Below are 20,592 nucleotides of genomic sequence, written 5' to 3'. Positions count from 1 at the left end.
GGCTTATTATGCCCCTTACGTTCAGTTAAGCCAAGGAAACTAAAGCATGAGATCAAGGATGATCGCGATTGCTGTGGGTTTTGCGGTGGCACTCTTGCAGCCGCAATTACTTCCAGCGACATTTTCTATTGCTATTGTGACAGTTATCGCACCTCTACTGATTTTAGTTCCCCAAACTAGATCATCACACTTGAGCCTCTTTCTAGTTGGCTTTTTATATGTGAACCTCTGGGGAGCAATGCAACTTGATCAGCGCTTATCGGAATCACTAAAACGAACAGACTGGAAAATACAGGGAGTTGTCTCTGATATACCACGGTATCAACATAATGTTGTGAGATTTAAAGTGGATGTTGAGGAGGTTCAGGGGCTAAGCATTAATGATCAAACAAATCTCCAGCGACTGAGTCTCTCTTGGTACGGCCCAGATTCAACTATTGCTCTAGGAGATCGAGTCGATCTTACCGTTCGGCTCAAGCCTCCTCATGGCTTAGTTAACCCAGCGGGTTTTGATTATGAGCGTTGGTTGTTAGCTAAAGGGGTCGATGCAACTGGATATGTGCGCGGTCCGGTAATTGTATTATCAGATACAAATTCGTTCATAAGTCGTGCCCGTATCTGGATTAATCTTACTGTACAAACTCAGTTTGATAGCCAGCAAACGATCGCTTTATTCCAAGCTTTAACAACGGGCACAAAATCGATGTTGGAAGCCGAATATTGGGATTTATTAAAGCATAGTGGCGCTGTTCATCTTGCGGTTATCAGTGGCTTACACATTGGTTTTATTGCGCTTTGTGGTTGGTGGATTGGACGGTTGGCTGGATTTTTATTCTATGGTTACAGGTTTCAGCATCAATATCCCTATATTGGTGCAATCTCCTTAACTGCTTTTTACCTTTTGATATCTGGAGTCGGTTTACCAGCGCAACGCGCTTTTATCATGCTGGCGGTTTTATTGTTCACCGGTAGTCGAATGTTCTATTTGGATCATTGGACGAGATGGTGGATTGCGATTGTAACTGTTCTTTTTTTTAACCCAATGTCTTTGTTTGAGCCAGGCTTTTGGCTCTCTTTCTCAGCGGTAGCATTACTGATCTGGATCTCTCAATTCTCACGCGGTTGGAGAATGGTTTTGAATTTACAATTGCTATTGATGATCGGTATGTTGCCTCTATATTTGCTCTATTTTTCTGGTGTTTCAGTGATCGCACCTTTTTTTAATTTAATAGCAATTCCATTTTTTTCTGTGCTTGTTCCGATATTGTTTATCCATTTAGGACTGTCGACTTTAGGTATTGATCTGTTTATTCCTTTGCTTAAAGGTATGTCGGATATCTTTTGGTGGCTGTTGGAGTGGAATCAGGAAATTAAATTCGGTTATTGGCAGCTAGATTCACCAAGCTTTTTAGTTTTGGTATTGGTTGCGTTGACTGTCGCGTGTTTATTATTGGTGCGAATGTCAATCCCTTTATGGGTGGTTTTAGTGCTGCTTATGCCTGCGATAGTCGGGTCGAGTGTCTTAAACAAAACTAGTTCTGATTTTAAGGCTTGGGTTTACGATGTTGGGCAAGGGGTAGCAGTTAGAGTGCAGGTGGGGGAGTATCAGCTGCTTTACGATACGGGGCCATCTTATCGCTCGGGAGGGACTGCATTTGAAAGGGCTGTGCTTCCTCATTTTCAAAACGAGAATATCGATACAATTGATCACCTTATTTTGAGTCATAGTGATAATGATCATGCGGGTGGTGCTTCAGTAATATTGGATACCATTAAAGTTGGTTCAGTTATCACTTCTTTCGGGTATGCGGGTTCAGAGTTCTGTGTGGCTGATAAAAACTGGGAAATAGATGGGGTTAAGTTTACGTTTCTGGCTGGCTCTAAGGGAGGGAATGCTAATGATCGTTCCTGTGTGTTAATGATTGAATCGCGACATTGTAGTTTATTATTACCAGGGGATATTAGTGCAAAAAAAGAACAAGAACTAATTCCTAAGATTGAATCAAGCATTGATTGGTTGGTCGCTTCACATCATGGAAGTAAGACTTCATCATCTTCTGCGTTTATTAAGTCAATTAAGCCTTCAAATGTAATCTTTAGTGCTGGGTATGCGAATGCGTTTGGGCATCCTCATTCGAAAGTTGTAAAAAGATTTATCGATAAAGGTGTTAACACTTATGAGACAGCAGCAGATGGGGCCATTATGCTAATTGCTGATGCAAAAAAAGGGTGTAAAACAATAACAATGAGAGAGGATGCAAAACGATTCTGGAGATCGTTTTAATCTCTGTGATAGAGTACGCGCAGTCAAAGGAGAAATTACTGTGTTTGAGCTTTTACAATCTGGTGGTTGGATAATGATTCCAATCGTTATCTGCTCGGTTATAGCATTGGCGATCTGTTTAGAGCGCTTTTGGACCCTGCGTTCCGACCGTGTTGCGCCCCCAGGGCTTTTGGCTGAAGTTTGGACTTTAATAAAGCAGCGAAATATCACAGCTGAAAGGTTAAAAGATTTAAAACGCAGTAGTCCTCTCGGTCAGATTTTAGTGGCAGGTTTAAATAATGCGTCTCATGGTCGAGAGATTATGAAAGAGAGCATTCAGGAAGCTGCAGGTCAAGTTGTTCACGATTTAGAACGTTTTTTAAACCCACTTGGTACCATTGCTGCGATCACTCCTTTGTTAGGGTTGTTAGGTACAGTAATAGGCATGATCAAGGTTTTTACTGAGATTATGATCCACGGTACAGGAAATACAAACCTTCTTGCTGGTGGTATATCAGAAGCACTTATCACCACAGCGGCAGGTTTAACGATTGCTATTCCTGCGCTTATATTTCATCGCTATTTCCAACGCCGAATTGACTCTCTAGTAATTACTATGGAGCAGGAAACAGTAAAACTTATTGAAGTGATGCACGGTGAGCGTGACATCGACGTAGAATAGGTGCAGGTAAGCGCATGAAATTCCCCCGACAACGGGTTGAAGAGGTTAATGTGAATCTAACACCATTAATTGATGTGGTGTTTTTACTCTTAATCTTTTTTATGGTCTCTACTACCTTTACCAAAGAAACGCATCTTGATGTTGATTTACCTGAGGCTTCTGGTAAGCCTGTTGTTAAAGAAATTGAAGTGCTTGAGATCTTGATTACTGATGAAGGTCACTACAGTGTTAATGGAAAGGCCTTAGTAAATACGCAAGCGAAAACACTCCGTCGTGCTTTACAGGAATTAGCCGGTGACGATCGAGAGATGCCATTAGTTATTACTGCGGATGCCAAAACCCCACATCAGGCAGTTGTGACTGCTATGAATGTTTCAGGGCAGCTAGGATTTAGTAAGTTAAGTATTACCACTCAGGAGCCAGGTGCTCAATGAGTTGGTTGGAAAGGCGCTGGTATTCTGAAAAGCCCGCGCCTTGTGTCTTAAAGCCCTTCAGCTCCCTTTATAAATTTCTGACCGATAGAAAAAAGAGCGCTGACTTGCAACAAGCATGGTTGGCTCCTGTGCCAGTCATTATTGTTGGCAACATCAGTGTAGGTGGTACAGGTAAGACCCCTTTAACGATCAGTTTGGTCGAGAGATTAAAGCGAGAAGGTTATAAGCCTGGCATCATAAGTCGCGGCTATAAATCCAAAGCGAGTCAATTTCCTTTTAATGTAACTACAGCAGATTCACCAGAATTATCAGGTGATGAGCCTTTTATGTTGGCTCAGCGTTGCCAATGCCCCGTTATTATCGATCCTAACCGTCCTAGCGCAGCACAATACCTTCTAGATAATTACGAATGTGATCTCATTATTAGTGATGATGGTTTACAGCATTACCGATTAGATCGAGACATTGAGATTGTTGTTATTGATGGCGAACGTGGCCTTGGGAATAGGGCATTAATGCCTGCAGGTCCGCTAAGAGAGAAGCCTGACCGGCTTTGCAGTGTTGATATGATTGTCAGTAATGGACGATTGAAGGGTAAGATTGCTGAAGCCATAACGATAGAAGAGATGTTCCTTCAACCTACAGCGTTTAAAAACTGCTTAACGGATGAAGAGATACCATTGGCTGCATTAAGTGGTAAACAAGTTCATGCTGTTGCAGGGATTGGTAATCCTCAGCGTTTTTTTAATACGCTTGAGCAAGAACTCAAAGTAACTGTTATTCCTCATGCTAAGCCCGATCATTCGTTTTATACTGTTGAGGATATTCAGTTTGGTGATGACTACCCAGTGATCATGACCGAAAAAGATGCGGTAAAAGTTACTGAGTTCGCTCAGTCGCACTGTTGGTATTTACAAATAAAAGCGCAGTTGCCAGAGAGTTTTTATATGCAACTGCTAGATAAATTAAAGATTGCTATAGCTAATAAAGGTAAAACACAAAATGGATAAGAAGTTGTTGGATATTCTGGTATGCCCAGTAGCCAAAACGCCTTTGGAATACAATGAGAGCACTAATGAGCTTTTCTCTAAAGCGAGTGGGTTGGCTTATCCAATTCGTGACGATATCCCTGTGTTGCTTGAAACTGAAGCGCGTGAGCTAACCGCAGAAGAGCGCGAGCAGGATTAAGTTATGGGCTTTTCTGTCATTATACCGGCCCGATATGCATCGACTCGCTTTCCGGGTAAGCCGTTAGCTGATCTTAACGGCAAGCCAATGGTGCAGCATGTGTATGAACGTGCCTGCGAAAGTGAAGCGGATCGAGTTCTTATTGCCACTGATGATCAGCGAATCGCTGATGTAGCCCAGTCATTTGGTGCTGAAGTGTGTATGACATCATCTGATCATCCTTCTGGCACTGATCGCCTGCAACAGGTTGTTAGTGACTTAGGTTATTATGCTGACGATATTGTCGTAAATGTACAAGGTGATGAGCCGTTAGTACCTGCTCGAATCATTAATCAGGTTGCACATAACCTTCGTGCTGAACCTGAAGCTAGTATTGCTACGCTTAGTGAGCCAATCGCAGATATCGAAAGTTTGCTCAATCCGAATGTTGTGAAAGTGGTTAGTGATGTAAGGGGTATGGCGCTATATTTTAGTCGTGCGCCAATTCCATGGCCTCGGAATAGTTTTGCAGATGAAGCTGGTCGTGATGTTATGCCAGAAGGTTTTGCGTGGCAGCGACATATAGGAATTTATGCGTACCGTGTGAAATTACTTAACGATTTTGTTAAGTGGCCGCCTGCTCCTATTGAAGAAACAGAATGTCTTGAGCAGCTTAGAGCTATGTGGAATGGAGCTCGAATTCATGTCGCTGAAGCCGATGAACAACCGCCGGCAGGCGTAGATACACCAGAAGATCTAGAGCGTTTGCGCAAGTTGTTCTAAAGGTAAGTTGTCATGGTAAAAGTGCTATTTGTCTGTTTAGGAAATATTTGTCGCTCACCAACCGCGCATGGTGTTTTTCAGGCAAAAGTTTTAGAGCTAGGTTTGGCTGGTGATATTCAGATCGATTCGGCTGGAACGGCTGCTTATCACGTGGGGAATCCACCTGATTCTCGCTCTGCAAAAGCAGCTAGGCGACGTGGTTATGATTTGAGCTCTTTAAGAGCTCGTCAGGCAATTTCAGCTGATTTTGATCAGTTTGATTATATTCTTGCTATGGACACTCAAAACTTGCGGGATCTACAAGCTATATCTCCCATTAACTATCAAGGAAAGCTGTGTTTGTTTTTGGATTATGCGGGTATGAACTCCGCTGATGTTCCAGATCCATACTATGATGGTGAAGCCGGTTTTGAGCATGTTTTGGATCTTGTGGAGTCAGCATCAGACGGTCTTCTACAGCACATTAGGAAGGAATTAAGTTAATGGCTTGGCAGGACGAAGCTGACCTTACGACACATAATAGTTTTGGTTTCAAAGTTATTGCTGAGCATTACACGCAGGTTCAAACCGTTGAAGAATTAGAATCTGCGTTAGGTGACGTTGAAGCTAATAACTGGCCTCTATTGGTTTTAGGCGGTGGAAGTAATCTAGTGTTACGTGATCGAATTCCTGGTGCAGTTATCTCTGTTGGTATAACCGGGGTGAAGGTGCTGGCTGATGATGGTGATCAAGCAATAGTCGAAGTCGGTGCTGGTGAGAACTGGCATTCATTTATTGGTCGTCTGTTAGAGATGGGGCTGCATGGCCTGGAAAACTTAGCACTCATTCCAGGTTTGGTTGGTGCGGCACCTGTACAAAATATTGGTGCTTACGGGGTTGAGTTAAAAGACTGCTTCCACAGTCTGACGGCTTATGATCGAAAGAATAAAGAGCTGGTTCAGATCAATCGTGAAGAGTGTCAGTTTGGATATAGGGATAGTATCTTTAAATCCTCAGAACATGGTCGCTATATTATTTGGAGTGTTAGATTTTCTTTAACAAGTACTTTTACTCCACAACTAGCATATCGTGGTTTAGCTGATGTCCTTGCTGCTAAGGGTATTAGTCAGCCAACAGCCTTAGATGTGTACACTGCAGTTTGCGAAATTCGTAGTACTAAGCTTCCAGTCCCTTCGGTGATAGGTAATGCCGGTAGTTTCTTCGAAAACCCAGTGATCAGTAATGAACAATTCGACACACTAAAAGCTAAATTCGCAAATATTATTGGGTATCCAGAGGGAGAAGAACATCATAAAGTTGCTGCAGGCTGGCTGATTGATCAGTTGGGCTGGAAAGGGCATAAAGGTGATGGTGTTGGAGTATACGATAAACAGGCCCTAGTGTTGGTCAATCTAGGGGAAGGTGATGCCGATCGTTTGTTAGGCCTAGCGTCAGATATAAAGGCTTCCGTAAAGCAACGGTATGGTATAGATCTGCATATAGAGCCTCGCATATATCCTTGTTAGTTTGAGTTTTCTTGAATCTCTTAAAAGGCGACCCATTGGGTCGCCTTTTTCTTTGCATACATTTCGATTTAGGTTGCAGGTTTGTATGTGGTTATTATTCTTTAGTTTTAGTGTTAAATAACAGGATTGTCGACAATCAGCCTTGTTTGCCGCGTGTTTACTGATTTCTTTAAGTTTTTATTGATCTTTGTTGTGCTTGTAAATAGGCGTATCAGCCTTTTGTATTAGATTAAACAGAGATATTCTCAGTTAAAGTGTGTCTACACATTCGAGAAAGTGTCTACAATAAATAGTGTTTCGACAAATAATTCCTCGTAGAAGGAAGCTAATAACAAGAAACCATAAAAATCGCTTTCAGTGTCTACAATTCGTTAACTTATGGGAAAGAGGCCAGAGTGCATGACTTATAGAGCAGAATATTCTAAGTCTATAGAGGCGCCAGAAGAGTTTTGGAAAGAAAAGGCGCAAGATCTGAAATGGTTTAAAGCGCCTGAAAAAATTCTATCTAAAGATGAAAACGGTGTTGATCGTTGGTTTGCTGATGGCGAGATGAATACTGCCTATCTTGCATTGGATTACCATGTGGAAAATGGTCGTGCTGATAATACAGCGATCATCTACGATTCCCCGGTTACAGGTCAGAAGCGTAAGATTAGTTACCTAGAGCTAAGAGATGAGGTGGCTAAATTTGCAGGTGTTCTTAAATCTCAAGGCGTTGAAAAGGGTGATCGTGTAGTTATCTATATGCCGATGATCCCTGAAGCGGTTGTTGCAATGCTTGCAGTGGCACGTTTAGGTGCTATTCATTCTGTTGTATTTGGTGGTTTTGCGCCTCAAGAGTTGGCTGTTCGTATCGATGATGCAGAGCCTAAAGTGATTGTTTCTGCTTCTTGCGGTATTGAGATCGCTAAAGTGATCGAATATAAGCCAATGCTTGATCAGGCTATTGAAAAATCAGCTCACAAGCCAGATGCATGTGTCATTCTTCAGCGCCCGCAGGTTGAGGCTTCTCTAGTCGAGGGGCGTGATCTTGATTGGAATGAAGCGATGGCGTCAGCGGAGCCTGCTGAATGCGTACCAGTAAAAGGTACTGATCCGCTTTACATTCTTTATACCTCGGGTACTACAGGTAAGCCAAAAGGTGTTGTCCGTGATAATGGCGGTCACGCCGTGGCCATGAAGTATTCAATGAAGTCTATCTACAATGTAGAAGCTGGAGATGTATTCTGGGCTGCTTCGGATGTGGGTTGGGTAGTAGGGCATTCTTATATTGTTTATGGGCCTCTACTGGCTGGTTGCTCAACGATTGTTTACGAAGGTAAGCCTGTGCGTACACCGGATGCAGGTGCATTCTGGCGTGTATGTGAAGAGTATAAAGCTAAAGTGCTTTTCTCTGCTCCAACTGCATTCCGTGCAATTAAGAAAGAAGATCCAGAAGGTGAACTGGTTAAAAACTATGACCTTTCAAATCTACAGTCAGTATTTATGGCGGGTGAGCGTCTTGATCCGCCGACTTATCACTGGACTATGGAAACGACAGGTAAGCCAGTTATCGACCATTGGTGGCAGACTGAAACCGGTTGGGCTATCTGTGGTAATATGACGGGTATTGAAACACTGCCACCAAAAGCTGGCTCTGCAACAGTGCCAATCTCTGGCTTCAATGTGCAAATTTTAGATGCTGAAGGAAATGAGCTTCCAGCGGGTGAGCAGGGCTCTATTGCTGTTAAGCTTCCATTGCCACCAAGCTGTTTCCCAACTGTTTGGGGTGATTTTGAGCGTTATCGTTCAAGCTACCTATCAGATTACCCGGGTTACTACTGTTCTGGCGATGGCGGCTACAAAGATGAAGATGGTTATGTTTTCATCATGGGTCGTACAGATGATGTAATTAACGTTGCAGGCCATCGTCTGTCTACCGGTGAAATGGAAGAGATTGTAGCGGGCCACCAGGCTGTAGCAGAATGTGCTGTCATTGGTGTAAACGATCCACTGAAAGGTCAGCAGCCAATTGGCTTTGTATTGCTTAAAAACGGCGTAGAAATTGACGAAGCGGATCTTGAAGCTGAGTTGGTTGCGCTAGTGCGTAAAGAGATCGGTGCTGTGGCTTGCTTTAAGCGTGCGGTAGTCGTTGATCGTTTACCAAAAACTCGTTCTGGTAAGATTTTACGTAAATTGATGCGCCAGATTTCTGCTGGTGAAGACTATGCTGTTCCATCGACTATCGACGATCCGACAAGTTTGTCTGTTATGGAAGAGGTAATGGAAAGAAATGGTTTGGTTGGTATCTAAGTAGAATTAGATAGCACCAGAAACTAAAAAAGCCGTCTGATATTCAGACGGCTTTTTTGTTGTTTGAGCTAGGGCATCTAGGGTCATTGCTTGGTTTCTGACTTAGAAACTTTGTTGAGAATCCAGTCTAGAGCACAGGTTGGTAGCAAGCGTTTAAGAATACCAAAGAGCCATGTGGGTGTAGTTACATAATAGCGAGGTCGTGGCTTAGTATTGGTTAAGGCGTGATAGAGTGCTTTGTACACTGCTTCAGGCCCCAAGGTGAAAGGATCCTTGCTGTAATCGTTGTTGGTTTTAGCAAGTCGAGCTTCCACAGCATTATAGGTTTCTCTATGGAAGCTATTTTCCCTGTCTATGTTTTTCTTGAAAGCAGCAAATGCATTTGTTCGAAATTGACTTTCAATTGGGCCAGGCTCAATCAAACTGATATGGATGTTGCTACCATCTAATTCCTGTCTAAGCGTGTCAGTCAGACCTTCTAATGCAAATTTGGAGGCATTGTATGCTCCTCGATATTGCATTGTGATAATGCCCAGTACCGAGCTATTTTGAATTATGCGTCCATGGTTTTGCTTACGCATGATTTTGAGAACTTTGCAGGTTAGCTCGTGCGTACCAAATAAGTTGGTCTCGAATTGCTCGCGTAAAGTGTCTCTGCTTAAGTCTTCAACTGCACCTGGTTGGCCATAAGCGCCGTTATTGAAAAGGGCGTCTAGTTTGCCATCTGTTTGGCTTAGGACCGATTCAAGCGCTTCGTCGATAGAATTGCTGTCATTTAGGTCTAACTTTATGCTTCTCAGTCCCTCTGCTGTTAAGCGTTCAACATCTTCTTGTTTACGGGCTGTTGCAAAGACTTTGAAACCGGCATCGTGTAGCTCTTTAGCGCAGTAGTATCCAATACCAGATGAGCAGCCAGTAATGAGTATGGAATGCATAGATGACTCTTAGGAAGTAGGTAAATTGATTTTTAATCCTAACTTGTTTTTGGGCTTAGCTTTATGATTTTTAATGGTTTTTTATATTAATGGTGAATTTTGCCTGAAAAATACATTTTATCATTTAACCTAAATAAGGTCGGAATTAATTCCAAAGTACCATACATGTCAAAGCGTGACCTACCTATTATCTGACTGTACATACCTTTCAATAACAAAAAACAGAGGAAAAGCATTATGTGGACTAAGCCTGCTTACACTGATTTGCGTATCGGTTTTGAAGTTACAATGTACTTCGCAAACCGTTAATAGCAAAGCTGTTACGTATTTTTAAATTACCCCGGCTATATGTCGGGGTAATTTATCTTGGAAGGACCCAAATCCCGTTCGAGGATTTTTCAAAGCAACTTTTCTTATGCGATCCTGCCTTTTTCCTGATATTTTACAGCAGGATGTCGACGGTTATTAAGTAGAAGAATAACAATGAAAGTACAAGTATTAGGCTCTGCCGCTGGTGGCGGTTTCCCGCAGTGGAACTGTAACTGTAAAAACTGCGCGGGTGTTCGTGCAGGAACTATTAATGCAAAACCACGCACTCAATCTTCAATTACTGTAAGTGCGGATGGTGAAAACTGGATTCTTTTCAATACATCTCCTGATATTCGTGAACAGTTGGCTAATTTTGGTCCTATGCAGCCAAATCGCTCAATTCGTGATACAGGTATCTCTGCAATCGTATATATGGATAGCCAAATCGATCACACAACAGGTTTGTTGATGTTGCGTGAGGGTTGTCCTCATAATATCTGGTGTACAGAGATGGTTGAGCAGGATCTAACAACAGGCTTTCCTGTTTTCAACATGCTTAAGCATTGGAATGGTGGTAATAATATCAACCGCATTCCGATTGGCGAAAATGACAATACTTTTGTTATACCTCAAGCGCCCGAGCTTAAGTTAACTGCTGTGCCACTACTGAGTAGTGCGCCTCCATATTCTCCTCATAGAGATGACCCGCACCCTGGTGATAATATCGGTATTCAAATCGAAGACACTCGTACGGGTAAAAAACTGTTCTATGCGCCTGGTCTTGGTCAGATCGAGCCCCATTTGCGCGCTTACATGGAATCTGCAGATGTGCTGCTAGTTGACGGTACAATTTGGCAGGAAGATGAGCTTATCGTTACTGGTGTAGGTGATAAGCTAGGTGTTGCAATGGGTCATCTGCCTCAGTCTGGTGAGGGTGGCATGATTGAGTATCTAGATACGTTGGATAATCCGCGTAAGATTCTCATCCACATCAATAATACCAACCCGATTTTAGATGAAGATTCTCCTGAGCGTGCAGAAGTTGAATCTCATGGTATCGAAATTTCATATGACGGAATGTCGATCGAGCTGTAATTTCGGGAAGTGTGTAGAGGTTAATATAAAAAATGAGTAGTGCAGAAGATAAACAGCCTTTAACGCGTGATGAATTTGAAAAGGCTCTAAGAGCTAAAGGTGATTTTTATCATACGCAGCATCCATACCATATAGCTATGTATGAAGGTAAATCCACGCCTGAGCAAATTCGTGGTTGGGTGGCTAACCGTTTCTATTATCAGATCAGTATTCCAGTCAAAGATGCTGCGATCATGGCTAATTGCCCGGACCGTGAAGTGCGCCGCCATTGGGTGCAGCGTGTACTTGATCATGATGGTTTTGAAGGTGCTGAAGGTGGGATTGAGGCTTGGTTGCGTTTAGGCGAAGCTGTTGGTCTCACTCGTGAAGAGATTCTATCTGGTGAGCATGTTTTGCCGGGTGTTCGCTTTGCAGTAGATGCATATATCAACTTTGCACGTCGTGCGACATGGCAAGAGGCGGCAAGCTCTTCATTGACTGAGATGTTTGCGCCAACGATCCATCAGAATCGTTTGGATACGTGGCCGGGACATTACCCATGGATTAAGGAAGATGGCTATCAGTATTTCCGTAACCGTCTTACTGAGGCACGTCGTGATGTGGTTCACGGTCTTGATATTACGCTTGATCACTACAAAACACGTGAGCAGCAAGATCGCATGCTAGAGATCCTGCAGTTCAAGCTTGATGTGCTTTGGACTATGCTGGATGCAATGACTATGGCTTATGAGTATGAGCGTGCACCTTATCACACAGTGACCGATCAGAAGGTTTATCACCGAGGATTGTTTAATGACTGATTCGGTAGTTTTTGTGGCATCGGATGTTCCTGTGCTGAACAATATGTTTCGCTTTCAGTGGGAGAAAGCGCAGGATTGTTATGTTCTGCTTTATCCTGAAGGAATGATTCAGTTAAATGGACCTGCGGGCGAAATTATGGCGCTTGTTGATGGCGAGCGTGATGCTGCTCAAATTATCGCGGAATTAGAAGCTAAATTTTCTGATGCTGGCGATCTTTCTGGCGATGTCCTTGAGTTCCTGGCTGAAGCGAAAAATCAGGGCTGGTTAGCTTAAATCTCTACCTGCTCCTTGGTATGCAAGGGGCGGGTTCCTTTCTTTATTTATCTCTATTTATCTTTTGCTTACCTGTTATAGGTCATCTTTTTTGTGTGTTTATTTGGTGCTTTGGTAGTAGTTCATTGCTACCATTTAGGTCTGCACAAAATGGCTGTCGAGAGTGATGATAGCTATAGTTGATAATAATAATTTGCGAAAGATTTTATGACTTCTTCCTCTTGTAACGGCTCGCCTTCACGTCCAAATATTGGTCATCCTGTAGAAAAAACTCACGGTCGCCCTTTGTGGTTGTTAGCAGAGCTAACTTATAAATGTCCGTTGCAGTGCCCTTACTGTTCTAACCCACTGGATTTTGCTGATTTTGGCGGTGAGTTAACTACACAGCAGTGGCTTGATGTATTTCAGCAAGGAAGGGGGTTAGGGGCTGTTCAGCTTGGTTTTTCTGGCGGTGAGCCATTAGTGCGTCAGGATCTTATTGAATTGATTGGTGGTGCTCATGAAATGGGTTACTACACTAATTTGATTACATCAGGTGTTGGCCTTAATGAGCGTAAAATGGCCGAATTCCATAAGGCTGGATTGGACCATATTCAGGTTAGCTTTCAGGCGAGCGATGAATCTGTAAACAACATGGTTGCGGGTTCTCAAAAAGCTTTCCAGCAAAAACTTAAAATGGCTAGAGAGGTTAAGGCGCAAGGGTACCCTATGGTACTGAACTTCGTAACTCATCGTCATAATATCGATCGTATTGATAAAATTATTGAGCTTTGCGTAGAGTTAGAAGCTGATTATGTTGAGCTTGCAACTTGTCAGTACTACGGTTGGGCTTTTGAGAATGTTGAGCAGTTGCTGCCAACGCAGGCGCAGCTAGAGCGAGCTGAACGTATTACTAATGAGTACCGTGAAAAATTGGCGGCTCAAGGTAATCCGATAAAGCTGATTTTTGTGACGCCGGATTATTATGAAGAGCGTCCTAAAGGTTGCATGAATGGTTGGGGGCAGGTGTTTCTAACCGTTACACCGGATGGTAAGGCGTTGCCATGCCATAGTGCGCGTATGCTGCCACTAGATTTCCCAAATGTTAAAGAGATGAGTCTTCAGCAAATCTGGGATGATAGCCCTGGGTTTAATTATTTCCGCGGCGATGACTGGATGAAAGAGCCGTGTCGGAGTTGCGATGAAAAGGATAAGGATTTTGGTGGATGTCATTGTCAGGCTTATATGCTGACAGGTGATATGCATAATGCAGATCCTGTATGTTCTAAATCAGAGCATCACCATAAGATCGTTGAGGCTAGGCAAAACGCTGAGAAAGTCGTGAATAATCCTGATGATTTTGTCTACCGAAATGATCGTAATTCTCGGGTGTTTGCAAAAGGTTAATTTTAATCGCCATGCCGAATTCAAATCCACCTGGTTTTTGGTCTTCATCTCTATCAGAAGCTGATGCTATTAGTGCTGGTGTTGAATATAGTCAGTTACAGCTAAGTAAAAAAGGTGATCTTTATTGGGTTGAGCAGCGTCCCAATGAGGGCGGTCGTTGCTGTATCTGTTTTGAATCAGAGTCTCAGCCGGGTGTTCATCATGAATTAACGCCAGCTCCTTATAGTGTCCAAAGTAAAGTCTACGAGTATGGCGGCCGAGGTTGGGCTCTACTTGATGATGCGTTGGTGTTTGTTAATGCTAGTGATCAACAAATTTACAGGCAGAGGCTTAGCGGGTCTTGTGATGTTGTTCAGATAACTAATCAGCCAAATACTCGATATATTGAGCCTATATGGGATGAAACTCGAGATCGCTTGATTTCCATTCAAGAGCTTCATGCTGAGACTGGAGTTATAAATCGGATCGTTACGATCAGTTTGTCTGATGGTTCGGTAGAAGTTTTAGTAGAAGGTGCAGATTTTTATAGCTACCCTGTGATTAATCCGCAAGGATCTGTGCTTGCATTTGTTAGCTGGAATCATCCGCATCAGCCGTGGACTTCAACTCAATTTTCTTATCTTGATCTAACGTCTTCAGAGCTCGATGGGCCTATCCCTATTGCGGGTCATAATTCTGAGGAGGCGCTATCTCAGCCTTACTTTTCTCCTGAGGGTGAGTTGTATGTTGTGACTGACCGTTCTGGTTGGTGGAATATCTATAGCTGTAATTTTAATAGCTGTGAGCTAAGTCCAGTCGGAACAGAATCATGCGATATGATTTCTGCGCCGTGGCAGTCAGGCCTAACTCATTATGCTGAAATCTCGTCAAAAGTTGTTTCGATTCATCATAGGCATGAAGGGGCTGAAGTCATGCTTGATGGTGTCTCTTTAGTGCCTGATTTTAATTACTTTAAATCATTGGTCGCCGTTGGTAGCTGGGTTTGTGTTGTAGCGGCGGCTAAGAATCAACTTGTTTCAGTAGTTAAGGTTAATGCTGTTACTGGTCAAGTTAGAGTTGTTGCTGGTGGCGGTTCACCATTAAATGAATCGGATTGCTCTCTAGCTCGGCCAATGAGCTTTTCAAAAGCGGAGTCTGCTTGTTTCGGTTATTTTTATCCTCCAGCTAATGCTAAATATTCAGTAGATAGTGCTTTGACTCCTCTTGTTGTGTTTCTTCATGGCGGACCAACAGCTGCAACTTATCCTGTTTTGAATATGAAGATCCAGTATTGGACCCAGCGTGGATTTTCAGTATTGGATTTGAACTATCGGGGTAGTAGTAACTATGGTCGAACTTACCGCAATTGCCTTCAGTATCAATGGGGTGTTGTAGAGGTCGAGGATATTCAGTCAGCAATAGATGAATTGGTTGAGCTGGGCCTTGTTGATAAGGGGGCGGTTTTTGTTCGTGGTAACAGCTCGGGTGGTTTTTCTGCGCTGAGTGCGGTTTATCAGCTTGATTACTTTGCGGCAGCTGCCAGTTTGTACGGGGTCACGGATCCGCTAGTTCTTGATGGTTGTACTCATAAGTTTGAATCAAACTATCTTCAGTGGTTAATTGGTGATCCTATCGCTGAAGAGTCTGTGTATCGCGAACGTGCTCCTCTGGATAATGTAGATCGAATTAATTGCCCTGTAATTTTCTTTCAAGGAGAGAGAGATAGGGTTGTGTTGCCTGAGCAGACTCGTGCAATGGAAAAGGCGTTGAAAAACCGAGGAATTAAGGTAGAGGCTTATTATTTTCCAGATGAGGCTCATGGATTTCGGGTTGCTGATACTGCTGAAGTAGTACTAAAAAAAGAATTAGAATTTTATTGTTCTGAGATGAAATTGCATTCAACAGGCTGTGGTCTCAGCTTTCGGGATTAGGTTGGGTCTTAAGTATTACATCTATATTACATTGTTATGGGTAGGCAGCATAAAGGTCTTTATGACATTTCTATGAAAAAATAGCGTGGATAAGAAAAATATGTTCACAGGATTCATAGATAATGAGCTTGCAAAAAAAGTATTGGTTGCCATTGTTGGCAGCTGCTGCATGTAGCACTGCTGTTTCTGCAGAAGATGCAACCCAATTAGAAGGTGTTACTGTTATTGGTAATACGCCAATCTACGGTGTTGGCATTGAAAAAAATCGTATTGCTGCGGCTGTTCAGTCTGCTAATGCTGATGATCTAGAAAGGTCTCAGTCTCTAAATATTGCAGAGCACCTGCGTTATAACTTTAGCAGTGTTACGATCAACGAAGCGGTGAATAACCCGTTCCAGCCTGATGTTCAATATCGTGGTTTTACAGCGTCTCCATTGCTTGGTTTGCCTCAAGGTTTGTCTGTTTACGTTAACGGTATTCGTTTCAATGAGCCGTTTGGCGATACAGTAAACTGGGATCTTCTTCCTGAAGGTGCAATCCAGTCTGTAAATCTTTTCGCAGGTTCTAACCCAGTATTTGGTCAAAATACTCTGGGTGGTGCTCTGTCTATTAAGACCAAAAACGGTTTTGATAATGAAGGCAATCAGATCGAAGCTTCTATCGGTAATGACGGCCGAATGAATGTAGAAATTCAATCTGGTGGTAATGATGGTAAATTCGGTTACTTCGTTATCGGCAACTACTACGAAGAAGATGGTTGGCGAGATCATTCACCTACTGAAGTTCAGCAAGGTTTGGCAACGTTAACTTGGCGTGGTGAAAATGGTAATAATGTTGAGCTAACTGCGGCTGCTAACAATAATAAAATGATTGGTAATGGTGCTGCGCCAATTGGTCTACTTGAAGCTGAAGGTCGTGAAAGTATTTATACTCAGCCAGACCAAACAGAAACCAATCTTGCGCTACTAACTTTAAGTGGTGACACTTGGGTTGATGACACTACGCAGCTAGCGGGTAATGTTTTCTATCGTCGTAACAAGGTTAAAACTTTAAACGGTGACGATAGTGATTACGGATTATGTTACGTAGATGCGAACAATGAAAATCCATTGGCAGCACCTGCTGGCGGTAGTGTAAATGCTACGCTTTGTGAGGCTGAAGATGGTCTAGAAGCAGTAGAATTTAGAGGCTTTGATGATGACGAGCATCTAGGTGATGTGGATGCCGCTCTTCAGGCTGAGCTAATTGCTGATGATGAAGTTTTTGATGGAACGCTAAATACTTCTGAAACCAAAATGGAAAGTTTTGGCTTAGGTTCGCAGTTAACTTTCCTAGATGATTTCAATGGCAAAGAAAATCAATTAACGATTGGCGGTAGTATCGACTATTCGGAGATTGATTTTGAGTCTGATACACAGTTTGCTCGCCTTCGTAACGAAGAGGGTGAAGATCGTGGTGTAACTGGCATTGGTATTTACGATAATGAGTCCAGTGTTCGCCTAGAGACAGATGTGACTAATATCGGTCTTTTTGTTACGGATACTTTGGCTCTGAATGAAAAGTTGGATCTAACGCTGTCTGCTCGCTATAACTACACCAATATTGATATGGTTGGTATTGGCGAAGAAAACCTTGATTTAACAGGTAATCACTCCTTCAAGCGCTTGAACCCAGCTGTTGGTCTGGCTTATCAAGCAAATGATCATATGAGCTACTATGGCAGCTATAGTGAATCTTCTCGTGCGCCGACTCCAGCTGAGCTGAGCTGTGCTGATCCAGAAGATCCATGTAAGCTTCCAAATGGTTTTGTATCTGATCCACCACTAGAGCAGGTTGTTGCTAAGTCCTTTGAAGTGGGTGTTCGTGGAAATAGTGCGGGTTATGGTTGGTCTGCAGGCGCATTCCATACTATGAACCACGATGACATTATCTTCCAGAACGCTGGTACCTTGGCATCTGAAGGTTACTTTGCAAACGTTGGTAAGACTCGCCGTATGGGTATCGAGCTAGCGGCTAATAAAAAGTATGACAATGTTGCTGTAGGTGTTTCTTACACATGGATGGATGCGTCATTCCAAACGCCGTTCAACTCTGTGAGTACAAACAATCCGCAAGGCGATACTCGTCCTGTAGAGAAGGGTGATGCAATTCCTGGTCTACCAGAGCACAATATTAAAGTTGTAGCTGATTGGGCTGTTACGCCTAAGTTTGATTTAGGTGCTGAAGTAAATTATCAAAGTAGCCAGTTCTACCGTGGTGATGAAGCGAATGAAAATGAAAAAGTTGATTCATTTGCGGTCCTTAATTTACGTGGTCAATATAAGCTGACAAATAACGTTGAACTGTTCGGTCGTATCGATAATGTATTCGATAAAGACTATGAAACATTTGGTGTATACGGTGAGTCTGATGAAGTGCTTGAAGATCAGGGTATTGATGATCACCGTTTCGTAGGTCCTGGCAAGCCTCGTTCGGGTGTAGTTGGTATTCGAGCTCGATTCTAATAGGTTGAGTTGGATGTGCTTGATGTATGTCTAATTTAAAGCCTTTTATGAACAAGGCGCTGGCAAATTTGTCAGCGCTTTTTTTGTGCCTGTAATATGTGATTTGTCACCAAGCCAAGTGCTGGATTTAATAAGTAATATAAATATTCAAAAGTTGTTGTGTTTGTTTGGATATAACGCAAACTTTTCTAGCCTCTAGCCTCTAGCCTCTAGCCTCTAGCCTCTAGCCTCTAGCCTCTAGCCTCTAGCCTCTAGCCTCTAGCCTCTAGCCTCTAGCCTCTAGCCTCTAGCCTCTAGCCTCTAGCCTCTAGCCTCTAGCCTCTAGCCTCTAGCCTCTAGCCTCTAGCCTCTAGCCTCTAGCCTCTAGCCTCTAGCCTCTAGCCTCTAGCCTCTAGCCTCTAGCCTCTAGCCTCTAGCCTCTAGCCTCTAGCCTCTAGCCTCTGGGAATATTGGTTGAATAGGCATCTCTTATGGCCTGCGCCTAAAGTATTAGATGATTTCATTCTGTTGCAGAGCAGCAATATTGGGGGGGAAGAGGATAATGGTTTTATTCAAGAGCAGCTTATGTTCTTACATCCACTCTCTGGCTTTGAGTTTCTATCTAAGAGCTCTAACCGTCGTACTTTGCCTGCTTAGTTAGCAGGCTTTTTTTTGCCTGAAATAAGCTTTTGCAATCTACTGAATAGCGAATAGCGAATAGCGAATAGCGAATAGCGAATAGCGAATAGCTGTTAGGGGGGGCTTTTGAAGGATGTATATAAAAGAAGGCCGCGGCTCTGGAGAAGGGGGGGACAGAGCGGCGGCCAATGTCTAGCTAATTACTTTAAGTAGTAATTACCAGCTTAGTGCAGCACCGATAGCAAACTGATCAGTTTCTACGCCAGCGCCAGTTTCAGCTTGGTCGTATTCAGCAATCAGTTTCAGGTTGCTGTTGATGTCGTAGAAGTAAGCGATAGTCTGCATCTCTTGAGAGTCTGCGCCTTCTACTTCAGTTTCGCCGTGGGAAAGAACGATGCGGTGACCGTTAGCAGCGTAAGAAGCTTGAACTAGGTAGCCATCAGAATCTTCATCGCTAGCAACAGTGTTGTCTGCTAGAACGGAAGAGATGCCTTCTTGATCAAAACCGGAAGCAGTAAACTGGAAGCCGCCCATTGCAATACGAGCGCCGAATGCAACGCCATTTACGCTGCCGCCGTCGTTTTTAGCTTCGCCTGTTGCTGCGCCAACCCAAGCGTTAAATTTGCCGCCATCGAAGTCAGTAGCGTAAGTTAGCTCCGCTTCAAAGCGTGCATCTTCACCTTCTGTAGGGATTTCATCAGTTGCATCGTTGTCATCATGGTCATAAGTGCCATTTTCACCGCTATCTGGATCCAATACACCAACAGCTAGCTGGAAGCCGTTGCTTACAGGGGTGCGGTAAGTAATCTGTGCATTTGGAGTTGCGTATGGGTAACCAACAGAGATGTTACCGAAAGTTACGCCGCCAGAGTTTACAGTTGGTAGACCAGTGCCTAGTAGTAGTTCATCAGAGAAGATGTTTGTACGAGCGTATAGGCCGAAGTCTTTACCGAAAAGAACCTGACCGAATTCGCCATCTACAGTGCCGTAGAACTGACGAACGTCGATAGCAGTATCAGTTACGCTGTTTGTACCGTCGTTGATAGTTACCCAGAAAGAAGAGCGACCGCCAACTTTTAGGTCGTCAATCTGCTTTGAAACGTTGAAGCCGATCCAGTTAGGAAGAAAGCCCATGCGTACACGAGACTGTTCTTTACCATTGTCTTGGTCAGTGTGAACGTAGAAAGCGTTGAAGTGACCATCAGCAGAGAAAGTAGTGCCATCCTGGTTATACAGTTCAATTGCAGCGCTTGCGTGTGCGCTCATGCCCATTGCAACTGCTACAGCTAACAGCTTGGCTTTGTTATTTTTCATGTCGCCCCCAATTAAGGAATTTAGTTTGTTTAACGATGGAGGAGATTATCGACAAGTGTTAGCAATGCTTACATGGCTCTATAGTTCTTTTTAGATAGAACAATAGATTGTGTGGTGGCTGACGCCAAAGTATTGAATTCTAAGGGCGTAAAGGTATTACATCTTAAGTTTTTGAGAGGTATTATATACTTAAGTGCACAAAAATTGTGCAGTGCAATATAGCGCTTAACGAGAATGATATCAATTATATGTTTCATTAATATGTTTGTCACTTTGGTCTTATTAATGCCTCATGTAAACTTGATTGCTTCTATCTCAAAT

Annotated in this window: 19 protein-coding genes; 17 read left to right on the top strand and 2 right to left on the bottom strand. The window is 43.1% G+C overall.

Going from position 1 to position 20,592, the window contains the following annotated elements; translation table 11 throughout:
- Positions 1 to 58: 58 nt before the first annotated feature.
- From ACMXYR_RS08765 to ACMXYR_RS08725, 9 genes are all read left to right on the top strand, one after another.
- Positions 59 to 2,284 (top strand): DNA internalization-related competence protein ComEC/Rec2, encoded by a 2,226-nt coding sequence (locus ACMXYR_RS08765; RefSeq protein WP_415901255.1) that lies wholly within the window; start codon positions 59 to 61, stop codon positions 2,282 to 2,284.
- Between the two features lie 40 nt (positions 2,285 to 2,324).
- Positions 2,325 to 2,945, top strand: coding sequence for a MotA/TolQ/ExbB proton channel family protein (locus ACMXYR_RS08760; RefSeq protein WP_415887947.1), 621 nt, complete (start codon positions 2,325 to 2,327; stop codon positions 2,943 to 2,945).
- Positions 2,946 to 2,959: 14 nt separating this feature from the next.
- On the top strand, positions 2,960 to 3,379 hold the full coding sequence (locus ACMXYR_RS08755) for an ExbD/TolR family protein (protein WP_415901254.1): 420 nt from the start codon (positions 2,960 to 2,962) through the stop codon (positions 3,377 to 3,379).
- A complete protein-coding gene (gene lpxK / locus ACMXYR_RS08750; RefSeq protein ID WP_415901253.1) occupies positions 3,376 to 4,389 on the top strand; it encodes a tetraacyldisaccharide 4'-kinase in 1,014 nt (337 codons plus the stop codon). Before ACMXYR_RS08755 ends, lpxK begins: the two co-directional genes overlap by 4 nt.
- A complete protein-coding gene (locus tag ACMXYR_RS08745; RefSeq protein ID WP_415881398.1) occupies positions 4,382 to 4,567 on the top strand; it encodes a Trm112 family protein in 186 nt (61 codons plus the stop codon). Before lpxK ends, ACMXYR_RS08745 begins: the two co-directional genes overlap by 8 nt.
- Before the next feature lie 3 nt (positions 4,568 to 4,570).
- On the top strand, positions 4,571 to 5,329 hold the full coding sequence (gene kdsB / locus ACMXYR_RS08740; protein WP_415901252.1) for a 3-deoxy-manno-octulosonate cytidylyltransferase: 759 nt from the start codon (positions 4,571 to 4,573) through the stop codon (positions 5,327 to 5,329).
- Positions 5,330 to 5,341: 12 nt separating this feature from the next.
- A complete protein-coding gene (locus tag ACMXYR_RS08735) occupies positions 5,342 to 5,812 on the top strand; it encodes a low molecular weight protein-tyrosine-phosphatase (protein WP_415887951.1) in 471 nt (156 codons plus the stop codon).
- Positions 5,812 to 6,834, top strand: a complete 1,023-nt coding sequence (gene murB, locus ACMXYR_RS08730; RefSeq protein WP_415901251.1) for a UDP-N-acetylmuramate dehydrogenase — start codon at positions 5,812 to 5,814, stop codon at positions 6,832 to 6,834. The genes ACMXYR_RS08735 and murB overlap by 1 nt, the downstream gene beginning before the upstream one ends.
- 399 nt (positions 6,835 to 7,233) lie before the next feature.
- Positions 7,234 to 9,126 (top strand): propionyl-CoA synthetase, encoded by a 1,893-nt coding sequence (locus ACMXYR_RS08725; RefSeq protein ID WP_415901250.1) that lies wholly within the window; start codon positions 7,234 to 7,236, stop codon positions 9,124 to 9,126.
- A gap of 83 nt (positions 9,127 to 9,209) precedes the next feature.
- On the opposite strand, the gene ACMXYR_RS08720 is transcribed toward ACMXYR_RS08725, so the two are convergent.
- The gene (locus tag ACMXYR_RS08720; protein ID WP_415901249.1) at positions 9,210 to 10,061 is read right to left on the bottom strand and encodes an SDR family oxidoreductase; all 852 of its coding nucleotides are present in this window, start codon (positions 10,059 to 10,061) and stop codon (positions 9,210 to 9,212) included.
- Positions 10,062 to 10,298: 237 nt separating this feature from the next.
- On the opposite strand from ACMXYR_RS08720, the gene pqqA reads away from it, so the two are divergent.
- The 8 genes from pqqA to ACMXYR_RS08680 all read left to right on the top strand — a co-directional run bounded on the left by pqqA (position 10,299) and on the right by ACMXYR_RS08680 (position 18,975).
- Complete coding sequence (gene pqqA / locus ACMXYR_RS08715; RefSeq protein ID WP_003243383.1) at positions 10,299 to 10,370, top strand: pyrroloquinoline quinone precursor peptide PqqA; 72 nt, start codon at positions 10,299 to 10,301, stop codon at positions 10,368 to 10,370.
- A 174-nt stretch (positions 10,371 to 10,544) separates the two neighbouring features.
- Complete coding sequence (gene pqqB, locus ACMXYR_RS08710; protein ID WP_415887955.1) at positions 10,545 to 11,465, top strand: pyrroloquinoline quinone biosynthesis protein PqqB; 921 nt, start codon at positions 10,545 to 10,547, stop codon at positions 11,463 to 11,465.
- A 32-nt stretch (positions 11,466 to 11,497) separates the two neighbouring features.
- Complete coding sequence (gene pqqC, locus ACMXYR_RS08705) at positions 11,498 to 12,265, top strand: pyrroloquinoline-quinone synthase PqqC (protein WP_415887956.1); 768 nt, start codon at positions 11,498 to 11,500, stop codon at positions 12,263 to 12,265.
- The gene (gene pqqD, locus ACMXYR_RS08700) at positions 12,258 to 12,539 is read left to right on the top strand and encodes a pyrroloquinoline quinone biosynthesis peptide chaperone PqqD (RefSeq protein WP_415901248.1); all 282 of its coding nucleotides are present in this window, start codon (positions 12,258 to 12,260) and stop codon (positions 12,537 to 12,539) included. The genes pqqC and pqqD overlap by 8 nt, the downstream gene beginning before the upstream one ends.
- A gap of 207 nt (positions 12,540 to 12,746) precedes the next feature.
- Entirely contained in the window at positions 12,747 to 13,925 is a 1,179-nt protein-coding gene (gene pqqE / locus ACMXYR_RS08695; RefSeq protein WP_415901247.1) for a pyrroloquinoline quinone biosynthesis protein PqqE, read from the top strand.
- Positions 13,926 to 13,936: 11 nt separating this feature from the next.
- Positions 13,937 to 15,835: a S9 family peptidase gene (locus tag ACMXYR_RS08690; RefSeq protein ID WP_415901246.1), complete on the top strand. Its 1,899-nt coding sequence runs from the start codon at positions 13,937 to 13,939 to the stop codon at positions 15,833 to 15,835.
- Positions 15,836 to 15,957: 122 nt separating this feature from the next.
- Positions 15,958 to 18,339, top strand: a complete 2,382-nt coding sequence (locus tag ACMXYR_RS08685; protein WP_415901245.1) for a TonB-dependent receptor — start codon at positions 15,958 to 15,960, stop codon at positions 18,337 to 18,339.
- Positions 18,340 to 18,792: 453 nt separating this feature from the next.
- The gene (locus ACMXYR_RS08680; RefSeq protein WP_415901244.1) at positions 18,793 to 18,975 is read left to right on the top strand and encodes a hypothetical protein; all 183 of its coding nucleotides are present in this window, start codon (positions 18,793 to 18,795) and stop codon (positions 18,973 to 18,975) included.
- Positions 18,976 to 19,173: 198 nt separating this feature from the next.
- Here ACMXYR_RS08680 and ACMXYR_RS08675 read toward each other — a convergent pair whose 3' ends face one another.
- Positions 19,174 to 20,271: a porin gene (locus ACMXYR_RS08675; protein WP_415901243.1), complete on the bottom strand. Its 1,098-nt coding sequence runs from the start codon at positions 20,269 to 20,271 to the stop codon at positions 19,174 to 19,176.
- Between the last annotated feature and the right edge of the window lie 321 nt (positions 20,272 to 20,592).

It is taken from the genome of Neptuniibacter sp. QD29_5 (assembly GCF_047778125.1).
GTDB lineage: Bacteria > Pseudomonadota > Gammaproteobacteria > Pseudomonadales > Balneatricaceae > Neptuniibacter.
This window is presented reverse-complemented; position numbering and strand designations above follow the sequence as displayed.